This is a genomic window from Streptomyces sp. NPDC127114, from assembly GCF_042677525.1.
GTDB lineage: Bacteria > Actinomycetota > Actinomycetes > Streptomycetales > Streptomycetaceae > Streptomyces.
This window is the reverse complement of the sequence record NZ_JBHXTJ010000008.1, coordinates 24,078-38,220: the sequence shown is the minus strand read 5'-3', so window position 1 is coordinate 38,220 and position 14,143 is coordinate 24,078. Positions and strand designations below refer to the sequence as shown.

Annotated in this window: 13 protein-coding genes; 9 read left to right on the top strand and 4 right to left on the bottom strand. The window is 75.0% G+C overall.

Translation table 11 applies throughout. From position 1 onward, the window contains the following. Positions 1 to 180 precede the first annotated feature (180 nt). Both ACFVGS_RS10785 and ACFVGS_RS10780 read left to right on the top strand, forming a co-directional pair. A complete protein-coding gene (locus ACFVGS_RS10785) occupies positions 181 to 1,542 on the top strand; it encodes a sensor histidine kinase (protein ID WP_384417439.1) in 1,362 nt (453 codons plus the stop codon). Further along, on the top strand, positions 1,539 to 2,249 hold the full coding sequence (locus ACFVGS_RS10780) for a response regulator (protein ID WP_384417442.1): 711 nt from the start codon (positions 1,539 to 1,541) through the stop codon (positions 2,247 to 2,249). Before ACFVGS_RS10785 ends, ACFVGS_RS10780 begins: the two co-directional genes overlap by 4 nt. On the opposite strand, the gene ACFVGS_RS10775 is transcribed toward ACFVGS_RS10780, so the two are convergent. The 3 genes from ACFVGS_RS10775 to ACFVGS_RS10765 form a co-directional block, all read right to left on the bottom strand. After that, positions 2,212 to 3,099: an EI24 domain-containing protein gene (locus ACFVGS_RS10775; RefSeq protein ID WP_385692227.1), complete on the bottom strand. Its 888-nt coding sequence runs from the start codon at positions 3,097 to 3,099 to the stop codon at positions 2,212 to 2,214. The genes ACFVGS_RS10780 and ACFVGS_RS10775 overlap by 38 nt on opposite strands. 123 nt (positions 3,100 to 3,222) lie before the next feature. After that, entirely contained in the window at positions 3,223 to 3,645 is a 423-nt protein-coding gene (locus ACFVGS_RS10770; protein ID WP_384417448.1) for an organic hydroperoxide resistance protein, read from the bottom strand. Positions 3,646 to 3,709: 64 nt separating this feature from the next. After that, the gene (locus tag ACFVGS_RS10765; RefSeq protein ID WP_384417451.1) at positions 3,710 to 4,729 is read right to left on the bottom strand and encodes an NADP-dependent oxidoreductase; all 1,020 of its coding nucleotides are present in this window, start codon (positions 4,727 to 4,729) and stop codon (positions 3,710 to 3,712) included. 90 nt (positions 4,730 to 4,819) lie between these two features. Between ACFVGS_RS10765 and ACFVGS_RS10760 the strand changes: the two genes are divergently transcribed. Next, positions 4,820 to 5,266, top strand: a complete 447-nt coding sequence (locus ACFVGS_RS10760) for a MarR family winged helix-turn-helix transcriptional regulator (RefSeq protein WP_384417454.1) — start codon at positions 4,820 to 4,822, stop codon at positions 5,264 to 5,266. Between the two features lie 19 nt (positions 5,267 to 5,285). Here the strand turns inward: ACFVGS_RS10760 and ACFVGS_RS10755 are convergent, their stop codons facing one another. Then, positions 5,286 to 6,167, bottom strand: a complete 882-nt coding sequence (locus tag ACFVGS_RS10755; RefSeq protein ID WP_385692224.1) for a hypothetical protein — start codon at positions 6,165 to 6,167, stop codon at positions 5,286 to 5,288. 122 nt (positions 6,168 to 6,289) lie between these two features. Between ACFVGS_RS10755 and ACFVGS_RS10750 the strand changes: the two genes are divergently transcribed. The 6 genes from ACFVGS_RS10750 (at position 6,290) to ACFVGS_RS10725 (ending at position 14,118) form a co-directional block, all read left to right on the top strand. After that, positions 6,290 to 6,949, top strand: a complete 660-nt coding sequence (locus tag ACFVGS_RS10750; RefSeq protein WP_384415710.1) for a hypothetical protein — start codon at positions 6,290 to 6,292, stop codon at positions 6,947 to 6,949. A 380-nt stretch (positions 6,950 to 7,329) separates the two neighbouring features. Continuing rightward, entirely contained in the window at positions 7,330 to 8,388 is a 1,059-nt protein-coding gene (locus ACFVGS_RS10745) for a rod shape-determining protein (protein ID WP_384415707.1), read from the top strand. Positions 8,389 to 8,432: 44 nt separating this feature from the next. Beyond that, positions 8,433 to 9,965 carry a GAF domain-containing protein gene (locus ACFVGS_RS10740; RefSeq protein ID WP_384415720.1) on the top strand — a complete coding sequence of 511 codons (1,533 nt, stop codon included), beginning with the start codon at positions 8,433 to 8,435 and terminating at the stop codon, positions 9,963 to 9,965. Between the two features lie 82 nt (positions 9,966 to 10,047). Then, complete coding sequence (locus ACFVGS_RS10735) at positions 10,048 to 11,295, top strand: nitrate/nitrite transporter (protein WP_385692404.1); 1,248 nt, start codon at positions 10,048 to 10,050, stop codon at positions 11,293 to 11,295. Positions 11,296 to 11,315: 20 nt separating this feature from the next. Then, a complete protein-coding gene (locus tag ACFVGS_RS10730) occupies positions 11,316 to 12,782 on the top strand; it encodes an acyl-CoA synthetase (RefSeq protein WP_384415704.1) in 1,467 nt (488 codons plus the stop codon). Then, complete coding sequence (locus tag ACFVGS_RS10725) at positions 12,775 to 14,118, top strand: carboxyl transferase domain-containing protein (RefSeq protein WP_385435743.1); 1,344 nt, start codon at positions 12,775 to 12,777, stop codon at positions 14,116 to 14,118. The genes ACFVGS_RS10730 and ACFVGS_RS10725 overlap by 8 nt, the downstream gene beginning before the upstream one ends. The last annotated feature ends 25 nt before the right edge of the window (positions 14,119 to 14,143 follow it).

The following is a 14,143-nucleotide window of genomic DNA, read 5'->3' as shown; positions in this document are numbered from 1 at the left end:
GGGAACGCCGGGAACGCTAGGTCCGGGCCCGGCGGGAGCGCGTCGGCCCGGGCGGCGAAGATCCGTACCGTGCGCGGCGGATCCCGGGCCGCGTCATCCGCGCGATGTACACCCGGGGGCCCGTGCGTCTGCGCCCGGCGGCCGATCCGGAGCCCGCCGGGGCCTTGGCAGACTGGGCCGATGCGCTGGATGAAGGCAGTGGTGGAGGCTCGCCGGTCCTGGGTCGCGGACGGCCTGCTCGCCGCGGGCCTGGCCGTCGGCACGGTCGTGGGCAACCTCAACCGTTCGTACGTGAAGGTCCTCGCCGACGGGATGCCGCACCCGGCTCCCGTCCGGCCGCCGGCCCCGCCCGCGCTGCCGGATCCGCCCGGTGTCGGCTCGGTGACGAACCCGGTGGCCGCGGTCGAGCACATCCTCCCGCCCGCCGAGGCGTGGGAATGGCTGCTGGTGCTGCTGACCGCGCTGCCCCTGGTGCTGCGGCGCCGCTGCCCGCTCGCCGTGTACGGGGTGGTGACGGCGGCGACGCTGGCGGTGCACCGCTGGGGCGAGCCGGCTCCGGACGCGACGACGGTCATGTTCGCGTCCGGGCTCGCCGCCGGGTACGCCGCGGCCGTGTACAGCCCGCACCGGAAGGCCGCCGTGGCCCTGCTGCTCGCCGGGGTCGTGCTGTACCCGGTGTGCGGTCTGGTGGCCGACGTGGACCAGGGGCTCGTGCCGCTGCTCGTGCTGGTCCCGCTGGCGCTCGCCGCGCGGGTCGTGGACGTCTGGCGACGGCGGGCCCGGGCCCTGCGCGAGGAGCGGGAGGAGGCGCTGCGGCGGGCGGTGGCGGGCGAGCGGGCCCGGATCGCCCGGGAGCTGCACGACGTCGTCACCCACAACGTGAGCATGATGACGATCCAGGCCGGCGCGGCGCGCAAGGTCCTCGACACGGCGCCCGAGCAGGCGCGGGAGGCGATGCTGGCGGTGGAGACGGCCGGGCGGGCCGCGATGTCCGAACTGCGGCACGTGATGGGTCTGCTCACCATGACCGACGATCCGCCGGGCGCGGGCCCGGCCGTCCCGGGCCCCTCGGACCTGGCCGATCCGGACCTGGCGCCGCAGCCCGGTCCGGAACGGCTCGCGGACCTGGTGGAGCGGGTGCGCGCCACCGGCACGCCGGTGGAGCTGACGGTGCGGGGCGACGCGGGGGCGGGGACTCCGGCGGGGGTGGGGCTCGCGGTCTACCGGGTGGTGCAGGAGGCGCTGACGAACGCGGTCCGGCACGCGGAGGGCGCGCGGGTCGCGGTGACCGTGGAGCACGCGCCCGAGGAGCTGCGCGTGGAGGTCGTGGACTCGGGCGGCCGGCCGCGCGCCGGTGCGGCCCCGGGCGGCGGCCGCGGCCTGATCGGACTGCGGGAACGGCTCGCGGTCTACGGCGGTACGCTGCACGCGGGCCGGCGCCCGGGCGGTGGCTACGAGGTCCGTGCGGTGATCCCGTCGGCCGGGCCGCCCGCGCGGGCCGGCGGCGGACCGGCGCCGGGAATCGGGCGGGAGGACGCATGACCGAGGCACCCCGGGTGGTGATCGTCGACGACCAGGCGCTGGTGCGCACGGGATTCCGGATGATCCTGACCGCCGACGGCATCGACGTCGTCGCCGAGGCCGCGGACGGCGAGGAGGCCGTGGCCGCGGTCCGCCGCACCCGGCCCGACGTGGTCCTGATGGACGTCCGGATGCCGCGCGTGGACGGTCTGGAGGCCACCCGCCGGCTGCTCGGGGAGCGCACCGCCGACGCCTCGGAGCCGTACCCCCGGGTGATCATCCTGACCACCTACGACCTCGACGAGTACGTGTACGCCGCGCTGCGCGCGGGAGCGAGCGGCTTCCTCCTGAAGGACGTCACGCCGGAGCACCTGGCGGCGGCGGTGCGGCTCGTGCGCGAGGGCGACGCGCTGCTCGCGCCGGCGATCACCCGCCGGCTGGTCGAGCGGTTCGCGGCGCCCGCCGCTCCGGGCGGGCCCGCCACTCCCCCGCACCCGGACCTGTCGGTGCTGACGCCGCGCGAGCGGCAGGTCCTGGAGGCACTGGCCCGTGGGCACAGCAACGCCGAGCTCGCCGCCCACTTCGTCCTGAGCGAGGCCACGGTGAAGACGCACGTCGCCCGTGTCCTGGGCAAGCTGGGGCTGCGCGACCGCGCGCAGGCGGTGATCGCCGCCTACGAGACCGGTCTGGTCACGCCGGGCGGTACGGCTTCGGGGCGGCGGGAGTGAGGTGTCCGGCCGGCGCGGCCGGACCCGGGCCCCGCGCCGGGCCCTGGCCCGCGCCGCCGTGCTCGTGCTCGGCGGTGTGCGCGTGCGTGGGGGCGTCCTCGTCCGGCTCCGCCGTCTCGCCGTTCAGCTCGCGGGCCATCAGGGTGGCGCCGGCGACCGCGCCCGGCATCAGCAGGACGGCGACGAAGGGGACGAGGAAGGCGAGGGTGAGCGGGACGCCGAAGCCGAGGGCGGCCATGCGGCGGCCGCGCAGCAGGGTGAGTCGCTGCTTGAACTCGACGCGGCGGCGCTGGAGCGCGACCGCCGTGAGCTCCTCGGTGAGGAAGAAGCCGGAGACGGCGAAGCCGATCGCGGGGACCACGGTCTGGCCGACGACGGGGATGAAGCCGGCCGCGAAGAGCAGGATGCCGTAGAACGCGACGCGCAGCAGGACCCGGATGCTGTCGCGGGCGGAGATCCAGAGTTCGCGCCAGAGCGGCAGCCCGGACTCGGGGGCCTCGCCGCTCTCGCTGCGGTCGACGGCCTCGGAGAGCGATTCGTAGAAGGGCTGCCCGATGAGGAGGGTGACGGCGGTGAAGGTGATCACGGCGAGGAACAGTCCGAGCGCGAAGACCAGGAAGGTCAGGGTGCCGCGGAGCAGGCCCTGCCAGGGCGAGCCCCAGTCGTCGGCGAAGGGCGTCGCCCAGGACGTCAGGTCGTCGGCGCCGTAGAAGAGGCCGACGAGCGCGCCCGTGTAGAGGACGAAGGTGACGAGACCGGGCAGCAGCCCGAAACCGAACCAGCGTCCGTGGCCGGCGACCCACTTCTGGCCGCGCAGCAGATAACCGAAGCCCACCCCGAAATCACGCATGGCGATCACCCTAGTGGTGGCACGGCCGGTACGGCGAAGGGCCGGTACGGCGAAGGACCGCACCCTGGTCGGTCAGGGTACGGCCCCTCTTCAGTCTGCGGGCCGAAGCCCGCGACGTCTAACTCAGACGGCCAGCTCGACCGTGATGTTGCCGCGGGTCGCCTTGGAGTACGGGCAGACCTGGTGGGCCTTCTCGATCAGGCCCTTGGCGGTCTCGGCGTCCACGTTCGGGATGGTCGCCGAGATCTTGACGATGATGCCGAAGCCCTCGTCGTTCTTGCCGATGCCGACCTCGGCGGTGACCGTCGAGCCGGAGATGTCGGCGTTCTCGTTGCGGGCCACGACGCCGAGCGCGCCCTGGAAGCAGGCGCTGTAGCCGGCGGCGAAGAGCTGCTCGGGGTTGGTGCCGGCGCCGGAGCCGCCCATGGCCTTGGGCGGGTTGACGACGACGTCGAGCTGACCGTCGTCGGTGGCGACCCGGCCGTCGCGACCGTTCTCGGCGGTGGCGACGGCGGTGTACAGGACGTCGGAGTGCGTGATCGACATGCTGTTGTCTTCCTTCTGCGGTTCGCCGCGACTCGCGCCCACGATCGCGACGGCTGAGGGAAGACTAACGGGTCGCGGAAACGATCATCTTTCCGGTGTTGTCGCCGCGGAGCAGACCGAGGAAGGCGTCCACGCCGTTCTCGATGCCCTCGACGAAGGTCTCGCCGTACTTCAGCTCGCCGGAGCGCAGCCAGCCGCCGACCTCCTGGACGAACTGCTGCTGCAGCCCGTAGTGGTCGCCGACGAGGATGCCCTGGAGGCGCAGGCGCTTGCCGATGATCATGGCCATGTTGCGCGGGCCGGGGACCGGCTCCGTGTCGTTGTACTGGGCGATCATGCCGCAGATGGTGGCGCGGCCGTGCACGTTGAGCGAGGAGATGGCGGCCTCCAGGTGGTCGCCGCCGACGTTGTCGAAGTAGACGTCGATGCCGTCCGGGGCGGCCTCGCGCAGCTGGTCCTTGACCGGGCCGTTCTTGTAGTTGAAGGCGGCGTCGAAGCCGAGCTCCTCGACCAGCCACTTCACCTTCTCGTCCGAGCCGGCCGAGCCGATGACCCGGGAGGCGCCCTTGAGCCGGGCCATCTGGCCGACCTGGCTGCCGACCGCACCGGCCGCGCCGGAGACGAACACGGCGTCGCCCTCCTTGAAGGAGGCGACCTCGAAGAGACCGGCGTAGGCGGTGAGGCCCGGCATGCCGAGCACGCCGAGGTAGGTGGAGAGCGGGGCGAGCTCCGGGTCGACCTTGGTGGCGTGCCGGGCGGGCACGTCCGCGTACTCCCGCCAGCCGAGACCGTGCAGCACGTGGTCGCCGACGGCGAAGCCCTCGGCGTTGGAGGCGACGACCTCGCCGACCGCGCCGCCGTCCATGGGGTGGTCCAGCTGGAAGGGCGGTATGTACGACTTCACGTCGTTCATCCGGCCGCGCATGTACGGGTCCACCGAGAAGTGCAGGTTGCGCACGAGGATGCGGCCCTCGGCCGGCTCGGCGACCGGCGTCTCGCGGAGCGCGAAGTCCGCGGGGACGGGCCAGCCGTGCGGGCGGGCGACGAGGTGCCACTCACGGCTGGACGCGGGGAGTACGGACATCTGCGGTGCCTCCTGAGAAAGTTTCACTAGCTGAAACAACCATGCGCCTGGATATTTCAGGTTGTCAAGTATCGGAGTACGATGGTGCCCATGCCCACCTCACGCACGGACCCCCTGACCCGCGAGGTCGTGGAACTCATCGGCTCGGTCGTGGCCCGCTACCACGAGGAGTACGAGCAGGCCGCGGCCGCGCACGCCCTCACCGGGGCGCAGGCCCGGGTCCTCGGGCTGCTCGCCCTGGAGCCCACGCCCATGCGGAAGATCGCCGAGCAGCTCAAGTGCGAGCCCTCGAACGTCACCGGGATCATCGACCGGCTGGAATCCCGCGGCCTGGTGGAGCGCAGACCCGACCCGGCCGACCGCCGGGTCAAGGTGGCCGCGCCCACCGACGAGGGCCGCGAGACGGCCCGCCGTCTGCGCGACGCCCTGCATTTCGCCCGGGAGCCGCTGGGCGAGCTCACCGAGGTGGAGCGCACGCTGCTGCGCGACCTGCTGAAGCGCATGCTGGGCGAGCCGACGGCACCGGCCGGCGCGTAGCGCCCGCCCCGGACAGCCCCTAGACGCACCACCAGAGGAACCAGTTGCACGTCGGTTCCGGGCTGGGCGTCGTGGTGGGTGCCGGCGCGGTGGACGAGGGCCCCGGCACCGAACCGCTCGCCGTGGGCGTGGCCGTGCCGCCGGGCGTGCCGGAGGGAGCCGTGGGGGCGCCGGTCGTCGCCCGCGGCGAGGGTCCCGGCCCGTCGCCCGCGCCGTCGCCGGACCCGGAGCCCGGGCCCGTACCGGAACCGCTTCCCGTACCCGTACCCGTTCCGGTTCCCGTGCCCTCGCCCGTGCCGCCGTCGCGGCCGGAGCCGCGTGCCGGGTGGGGCGTGGTCGTCGGGCGCGCCGTGCCGGACTCGACCGGCCCCGGGCCGTCGGGGCGACCGCTCTCGGAGGGCGTCGGCTGCTCCGGGTCGAGGGGCACCTCGACGGCCTCCTCCTGCTCGACGGCGGTGGCGGGGCCGCCGTCCTGCGGAGGTTCGAGGGCCAGCTTGGCCATGCTCAGCGAACCGGCCGCGAGCACGAAGCCGAGGGTGGTGAGCAGGACCGTACGGCCGCGCCGCGAGCGCGCCCGGCGCCCGCCGCGGCCGGCGGCGACGGCGCTCCTGCCGCCGCCCTTGGCGCGGCGGCGCGCGGCGGCGCGCCCCTCGGCCGGGCGGGGCGGCTCGAGCGGGTCCAGTTCGTAACTGAACTCCGGACCGAGGTCCGGACCGGACTCCGGCACGGCGGACGACGGGGTGTCCGTCGGTTCCGGTGCAGGTGCCGGTGCCGGTGCCGCCGCGGGCGGCCGGAAGGACGTGGGGGGAGCGAAGTACCGCAGCTCCTCGGCGGGGGTCCCGCAGCCCGCACAGGCCAGGGCGCCGTTGAGATGCCGTCGGCACTGGTGGCAGTAGTCCATGGCGCCCGCAGGCTATGCGGCCCGGGGACTCCACTGATAGACGCGAACGTGAGGATCCTGTGAGGAAACCGCAGGTCGTCGGCGTGCCGCCGCGATTCTCCCCCTTCGGGCAGGATGGGCGCATGACCCCTGCCGCCCGGATTTCCGCCCCCTTCGGACCGTACGAGTTCCAGCTCGTCCTGCTCCGCCGGATGGCGGACCATCAGGCCGGTCTTGTCGACGAGGCCCTGCGCGAACTCGGCGCGGGCCGCACCGAGATGCGCGAGGCCAACAAACGCTGGCAGGCGTGGGCACACGCCCGCCCGTCACCCGCCGCCACCCTGCCTGACGCGCTTCGCGCGGCCCCTTCCCTTCATGGCGGCCGGGGCGAGCTCGACCGCTACCGGCAGGCCCTCGGCGAGCCGGAGGCCCGGCACGCGGTGCGCGGCGGGAGCGAGGCGTGGCTGTGGCCGCTGCCGCTCTGGCCTGACCTGCGGTTCACCGTGCTCGTCGGGCCGGGCCGCGCCGTCTGGTCCCGCACCCTGACCCGCGCACCCGGTGCGCCCGCACCGCGGCTGCGCACCGCCGAGGACCTGCGCCCCTGGCACTGCACGATCGACGAGGTCTGGCGGGCCTTCCGCGACGTCGAACCCCGCGAGGGCGTGGGCCCGGCCCTCGCCCGCCTCGACTTCACCCTGCCCGACGGCGAACGCGCGGCGGCGGAGTTCGCCTGGGGCCTGCTCCAGCGCACCGTTCCGCCGCTGAACACGCGGGGAGGCGGCGGAACGCCGGAACCGACCTGACGGGCCGACCGCTCAGCTGTCTGCCGGACCGACGGTTCACCGGCCTGCGGCCGACCGGCCACCGGCCTGACGGACCCGCCGCTCACCTGCCTGCCGGGCCGACCGTTTCACCGCCCCGACCGCCCCGGCCCGCCGCCGCCCTGACAGATCGGCTGGTCAGCGGCCTCCGGCGCCCCGCACGGCCGCCCCGTCCTCGTCCGTCGCGCACGCTCCACCCCGCGTGAAGCCCTGCCCCAGGCCTGACGTTCCGTCAGCGGACGGTCACCCCCGGGCGGCTCAGCTCAGCGCGCGCCCCGTGCGGTGCGGCAGGACGATGCGAACAAGGACCGCGCCCCGCGCGCCGCCTCACCCGTGCCAGCACCGCACTCCGGAGGACCGCCGTGACCGTCAGCCTTGAGCAGCTGCGCCGCTGCCATGTCGCCGTCGACCTGGGCGCCGCCCGCACCCGCGTCTTCGTCAAGGGCGCCGGACTCGTCGTCGACGAGCCGTCCGTCGCCGCCGTCAACACCCGCACCGGCGCGCTCATCGCCGTCGGCGCGCTCGCCGAGAAGATGACCGGCCGCACCCCCGACTACATCCGGGTGGTCCGCCCGGTGTCCGGCGGCACCGTCGTCGACATCGAGATGGCCCAGCGGATGCTCCGTCACCTCCTCGGTGACAAGCTCCGCCGCCAGCTGCGCCGCAAGCCCCGGCTGCGCGCCGCCGCCTGCACCCCGCACGACAGCGACCCGCTCGCCCAGCGCGCTGCCGTCGAGACCCTCGTCGGCCTCGGCGCCCGCCGGGTGGAGCTGGTCGACACCCTGATCGCGGCGGCCGTGGGCTGCGGACTCCCGGTCGAGCAGCCGACCGCCACCATGATCATGGTGTGCGGCGCGGCCACCACCCAGGTCGCCGTCCTCTCGCTCGGCGCGATCGTCACCGCCGAGCGCATGCCCGTCGGCGGCGACGCCATCGACCACGCCGTCATCCAGCACCTGCGCCACCAGCACGAGCTGATGCTGCCCAGCCAGTCGGTGCGGCCCCTGCAAGTGGCGCTGCACGGCAACGGCCTGACGGTCCAGGGCCCCACCTTCACCGAGATCCACGGCCGTGACGTGGCCACCGGCCTCGCCCGCTCGGTGACCGTCGACACCGCCGCCGTACGCGAGGCCATCCAGACCCCGCTCACCGCCGTCCTCGACGGCATCGGCAAGGTGCTCCGCGACTGCCCGCCCGACCTCGTGGCCGACCTCGCCGACCGCGGCATCATGATGGTCGGCGGCAGCGCCCTCCTCCCCGGCCTCGACCAGATGCTGCGCGAGGCGACCGGCATGCCCGTGCACATCGCCGAGCGGCCCGACGTGTGCGCCGTGCTCGGCCTCGGCGCGATGCTGGAGGGCCGGATCCAGCCGCTCGTGCTCGACCCGCTGGCCGAGGACGCCCGAGCCGAGGAGGACTGACCACGAAGCCGGGCGTTTCGTACGACAATGGACCCGTGCCGATCATGGACGAGGCGGGCGACGGGACGGGCGACGACGGCCCGGAGCCCCGTCTGCCCATGCTCCTGGAGGCCGTCCTCGCCGTCGGCAGCGAGCTCGAACTGCGGGCCACCCTCCAGCACCTCGTGGAGACCGCCACCGCGCTGACCGGCGCCCGCTACGGTGCGCTCGGGGTCGTCGACCCCGAGCGCCGCCGGATCACCGAGCTGTTCACCTCCGGCATGACCGACGAGCAGCGGGCCCGGATCGGCCGCCTCCCCGACGGCCACACCGGACTCCTCGGCGTCCTCGTCCAGGACCCGCAGCCGCTCCGGCTCGACGACCTGACCGCCGACCCGCGCTCCTCCGGCGTGCCCGAAGGCCACCCCGCGATGCGCTCCTTCCTCGGCGTGCCCATCCGCGTCCACACCGAGGTGTTCGGCAACCTCTACCTCACCGACAAACACGCCGGCCCCTTCACCGAGGAGGACCTGGCCCTCCTCCGCGTCCTCGCCTCCCAGGCCGGCATCGCCATCGGCAACGCCCGCCTCTACGAGACGGCCCGCCAGCGCGAGCGCTGGATCGAGGGGGCCGCCGCCGTGACCACCGCGCTCCTCACCGGCAGGCCCGCCCAGGACGCCCTGACGACCGTCGCCGAGCGGGCCCGGCTGCTGGCCGACGCCTCGGCCGGCGTGGTGCTCCAGCCCACCGAGGAGGGCGGCATGGAGATCGTCGCCGCCTCCACGCCCGACGACCCGGGCGACCTCGTCGGCACCACGATCGCGCCCGGCTCCCCCGTCCTGGTCCAGCTGCTCGGCGGCGAGCCGGTGTTCGTCGAGGACTCGGCGACGGATCCCCGGATGACCACCCACGTACGCAGCCGCTTCGGGCCCTCGATGATGCTGCCGCTGCAGAGCGGCGGCAAGCTCATCGGTACCCTCGCGCTGCCGCGGCGGCGCGGCGACCGCCCGTACACCGCGGTCGACCGGCTGCTCGCCTCCCAGTTCGCCTCGCAGGCCGCGCTCGCCCTGGTCCTCGCCGACGCCCAGCACGACCGCGAGCAGCTCGCCGTCTACGAGGACCGCGACCGGATCGCCCGCGACCTGCACGACCTGGTCGTCCAACGCCTCTTCGCCACCGAGATGATGCTGGAGTCGACCCGGCGCCGGGCGGCGGTGCGGGAGGTCGACACGCTGCTCGGCCGGGCCGTCGACGAACTGGACTCCACGATCCAGGAGGTCCGTACGACCATCTTCGCGCTCCAGCAGCCACCCGCCGACGCCCCGGCCTCCTTCCGCGGCCGGGTGCTGCGCGAGACCGGCGGGGCGGCGGCGCTGCTCGGCTTCCAGCCGTCCGTGCACTTCTCCGGCGCCGTCGACACCCTCGCCGACGAGGCCTCGGCCGACCGGCTGCTCGCCGCCCTGCGCGGCGCGCTCGCCTCGGCCCACCGTCGCCCCGGCATCGGCGCGGTGACGGTGGAGGTGACCGCCGACGACACGGGCCTGCGACTGCGCGTCGAGGACGACGGCACCCCGCCGGCGACGGTGACCTGGCCCTGAGCCGAGGCCCCGAGCCGCCCTCCCGTACGGAGTAGTCCCGCGCGCAACCGCGCCGCCCCCGATCTTGACTGGGGACGTGGACATCGAAGCGAAGCCCGCCGCCCCGGAGACGAAGATCCCCACGGCCGCCTACCGCAATCTCCTCCTGGCCACCGTCGGCTTCACGCTCACCTTCTGGGCATGGGACCTGATCGCCCCGCTCGGCAGCTGGTACGGGGACCGGCTCTCGCTCAGCTCGTTCCAGCAGTCGCTGCTCGTCGCCGTCCCGGTGCTCGTCGGCTCGCTGGGCCGCATCCCGGCCGGCGCGCTCACGGACCGGTACGGCGCCAAGCTGATGTTCCCCGCCGTGTCGGCCCTCACCATCGTGCCCGTACTGCTCCTGATCGTCGTCAAGGACAGCTACGGGCTGATGCTCGTCGTGGCCTTCCTGCTCGGCCTCGGCGGCACGACGTTCGCCATCGGCATCCCGCTCGTCAACTCCTGGTTCCCGCCCGCCAGGCGCGGCTTCGCGCTCGGCGTCTTCGGCATGGGCATGGGCGGTGTGGCGCTCTCCGGCTACTTCACTCCGCGCATCGCCATGCACGGCGAGAACCTGCCGTTCGTCGTGGTGGCGATCGCCCTCGCCGCGTACGCCGTGTTCGCCGCCGTGCTCATCACCGACCGCCCCGACCGGCCCGTCCCGTCCGCGTCCCTCGCCCACCGCCTCGGCCGGGCCGGGCGGCTGCGGGTCACCTGGGAGCTGTCCGCGCTGTACGCGATCGGCTTCGGCGGCATCGTCGCCTTCGGCGTCTACCTGCCGACGTACCTGAAGACCTGGTACGGGCTGGACCCGACCGACGCGGGCACCAAGGCCGCCGGATTCGCCCTGGTGACCGTCGTCTTCCGGCCGGTCGGCGGCTGGCTCTCGGACCGGATCCACCCGGCCGTGGTGACCGCCGTCGCGCTCGGCGTCGTCGCTCTGTTCGCCGTCGTCCAGGCCTTCGACCCGCCGCTGAACCCGGGCGGCACGACCGCCCTGCTCGTCATGGCCGCCGGCCTCGGCACCGCGAGCGGTTCGGTCTTCGCCCTGGTCTCCCAGGTCACCCCGCAGGCGCGGGTCGGCAGCGTCACCGGCATCGTCGGCGCGACGGGCGGCCTCGGCGGCTTCGTCCCGCCGCTGGTCATGGGCGCGATCTACAGCGCCAAGGACTCGTACTCGATCGGCTTCATGCTCCTGTCCGACCTGGCGCTCGCGGGCTGCGTGTACGCGTACGGACGGATGCGGAACGTCCGGCCGGAGGCCGACACGCCCGCCCCCGAAGTGAGCAAGGTCGCAGCACGCCCCACCTGACGGATGGGCAGAATGCGCCCATGAGCGCCCTGTTCCCGGCCCTGAAGGCCCGATCCGACCGGCCCGCCCTGCGCTTCGGCGCCGACACCCTGACGTACGAGGAACTGGCGCGCGCCGCCGGAGCCCTGGCCCCCCGGCTGCCGGCCGCCGGGCGGGTCGCCGTCTGGGCCACCCCTACGGCGGAGACCGCCGTCGCCGTCGTCGCCGCGCTGCTCGCGGGCGTACCGGCGGTCCCGCTCAACCCCCGCGTCGGGGAACGCGAACTGGCGCACATCCTCGGCGACAGCGAGCCCGGTGTCATCCTCGCGGGCGCCGGGGACGAGCTTCCGGCGGGGCTCGCCGCGCTGCCCCGGACCGACGTGGACATCCGCGCGGCCGGGCCCCTCGCGGACGAGCCGCGCGACCCGGAGACCCCCGCCCTGATCGTCTACACCTCCGGGACGACCGGCCCGCCCAAGGGCGTCGTCCTCTCCCGCCGCGCGATCGCCGCCTCCCTCGACGCGCTCGCCGACACCTGGGCCTGGACGGACCGGGACGTCCTCGTGCACGGGCTGCCGCTGTTCCACGTCCACGGCCTCGTCCTGGGCGTCCTCGGCCCGCTGCGGCGCGGCGGCGAGCTGCGGCACCTGGGCGGCTTCTCCGTCGAGGGCGTCGCGAAGGAGCTGGGGGACGGCGGCGGCACCATGCTCTTCGGCGTGCCGACCATGTACCACCGGCTCGCTGAGGCACTCCCCCACGACCCGGCGCTCGCCCGGTCCCTGACGGAGGCCCGGCTGCTGGTCTCCGGCTCGGCGGCGCTCCCCGTGCACGACCACGAGCGGATCCGGGCGGCGACCGGCCGGACGGTCGTCGAGCGCTACGGCATGACCGAGACGCTGATGCTGTGTTCCGTGGGCGCCGACCCCGGCTCCGGCCCGCGCCCCGGCTCGGTCGGCCTGCCGCTCGGCGGCGTCGAGCTGCGGCTCGCGGAGGAGGACGGCTCGGTCCTCGGCGCGGCGGCGTACGACGGCGAGACGGTCGGCGAGATCCAGGTGCGGGGCCCGAACCTGTTCACCGCGTACCTCAACCGTCCGGACGCCACGGCGGCCGCCTTCACCGAGGACGGCTGGTTCCGCACCGGCGACATGGCGGTACGGGAACCCGACGGCCACGTACGGATCGTGGGCCGCAAGGCGACCGACCTCATCAAGAGCGGCGGCTACAAGATCGGCGCCGGTGAGATCGAGAACGCCCTGCTCGACCACCCCGGGGTCCGTGAGGCCGCCGTCACCGGCGAGGCCGACCCGGACCTGGGCGAGCGGATCGTCGCGTGGGTGGTGCCGGCCGACCCGGCCGACCCGCCGGAGTCCGCCGAGCTCGCGGACCACGTCGCCTCGCTCCTCGCCCCGCACAAGCGCCCCCGCGAGGTCCGCTTCCTCGCGGCGCTGCCCCGCAACGACATGGGCAAGGTCCTGAAGAAGGCGCTGCCCGGGGCCGGCCGTGCCTGAGCGGCTCACCGCCCGGGAGGCGGTCGCCCTGGTGACGGACGACTTCGAGGCGGTGGCCGCGCCGCCGGGCCGGCTCGACCCGCTCGGCTGGCCGGACTACGACGCCTCCCGGGCCCGGTCCGCCGAACGCACCGGCGAGGACGAGTCGGTCCTGTACGGGACGGCGACCGTAGGAGGGCGGCCGTGCGTCCTGGCCGTCTTCGAGTTCGGCTTCCTCGGCGGCTCGCTGGGACGCGCGGCCGGCGACCGGCTGGTCGCCGCGTACGCGGAGGCCGCCGCACGGCGGCTGCCGCTGGTCTCGCTGGTCGCGACCGGCGGCAGCCGCATGCAGGAGGGCATGATCGCCCTCACCCAGCTCCAGCGCGTCGCCGCCGCCGCGGTCCGCCTGCGCGCCGCGGGCGTGCCGCACCTGACGGTGCTGCGCGACCCGTCCACCGGCGGCGGCTGGGCCACGGTCGGCGCCGGCGCCGACGTCGTCCTGGCCCTGCCGGCCGCGCAGGTCGCCTTCGCGGGCTCCCGGGTCCGCCCGGCGCACGCCGACCCCGCCGCCTACACGGCGGAGGACCAGCTCCGCCACGGTCACGTGGACGCGCTCGTCCCGCCGGACCGCCTGCGCGAGGTGCTGTCGCTGTGGCTGCGCCTGCTGACCCCCGGCCCCTCCTCCGACCGTCCCGCTCCCCCGCCCCGCGCCCTCGGCGGCCTGCGGCTGCCCGGCAGCGGGTGGGACGCCGTACGGCAGGCGAGGGACGGGCGGCGACCCCGGGCCGGGGCCTATCTGGACGCGTACTTCGAGGTGCGGGCGGCGGTCGGCGGGGACCGGGCCGGTGGCGTGGACGCCGGGGTGGAGTGCGGGTTCGGTGTGCACGACGGGCGGGTGGTGGCGTACGCCGCGCAGCTCGGCGGGGCGACCCGGCCCGCCGGGTTCCGGACCGTGGCGCGCCTGGTGCGGCTCGCGGACCGGCTCGGGATCCCGGTCCTGACACTGATCGACACGCCCGGCGCGGCCAACGACGCCGAGGCCGAGCGGGCGGGCGCGGGACCGGCCATCGCGGAGGCCTTCACGGCCATCGCCGAGGCCCGCACCCCCGTCACCTCGCTGCTCGTCGGCGAGGGCGGCTCGGGCGGAGCCCTCGCCCTCGCCGCACCCGGCAACACCTGGGTGACACCGGACGCCTACTTCTCCGTCATCGCGCCCGAACTCGCCGCCCAGATCCTCAAGCGCCCGCCCTCGGAGGTCCCGGCCACCGCCGACCGGCTCCGCCTGCGCCCCCAGGACCTCGTGGACCTCGGGGTGGTGCGGGGCGTCGTCGGGCACGAGGAGGCCCCCTCGGCCTGACCGGCCGAGGGGGCCTCCCCTGATC

Coding starts and splice junctions, on each gene's coding strand:
- ACFVGS_RS10780 (WP_384417442.1), top strand. CDS start 1,539: ATGACCGAGGCACCCCGGGTGGTGATCGTCGACGACCAGGCGCTGGTG.
- ACFVGS_RS10755 (WP_385692224.1), bottom strand. CDS start 6,167: ATGGACTACTGCCACCAGTGCCGACGGCATCTCAACGGCGCCCTGGCC.
- ACFVGS_RS10785 (WP_384417439.1), top strand. CDS start 181: ATGCGCTGGATGAAGGCAGTGGTGGAGGCTCGCCGGTCCTGGGTCGCG.
- ACFVGS_RS10775 (WP_385692227.1), bottom strand. CDS start 3,099: ATGCGTGATTTCGGGGTGGGCTTCGGTTATCTGCTGCGCGGCCAGAAG.
- ACFVGS_RS10750 (WP_384415710.1), top strand. CDS start 6,290: ATGACCCCTGCCGCCCGGATTTCCGCCCCCTTCGGACCGTACGAGTTC.
- ACFVGS_RS10770 (WP_384417448.1), bottom strand. CDS start 3,645: ATGTCGATCACGCACTCCGACGTCCTGTACACCGCCGTCGCCACCGCC.
- ACFVGS_RS10730 (WP_384415704.1), top strand. CDS start 11,316: ATGAGCGCCCTGTTCCCGGCCCTGAAGGCCCGATCCGACCGGCCCGCC.
- ACFVGS_RS10765 (WP_384417451.1), bottom strand. CDS start 4,729: ATGTCCGTACTCCCCGCGTCCAGCCGTGAGTGGCACCTCGTCGCCCGC.
- ACFVGS_RS10740 (WP_384415720.1), top strand. CDS start 8,433: ATGGACGAGGCGGGCGACGGGACGGGCGACGACGGCCCGGAGCCCCGT.
- ACFVGS_RS10760 (WP_384417454.1), top strand. CDS start 4,820: ATGCCCACCTCACGCACGGACCCCCTGACCCGCGAGGTCGTGGAACTC.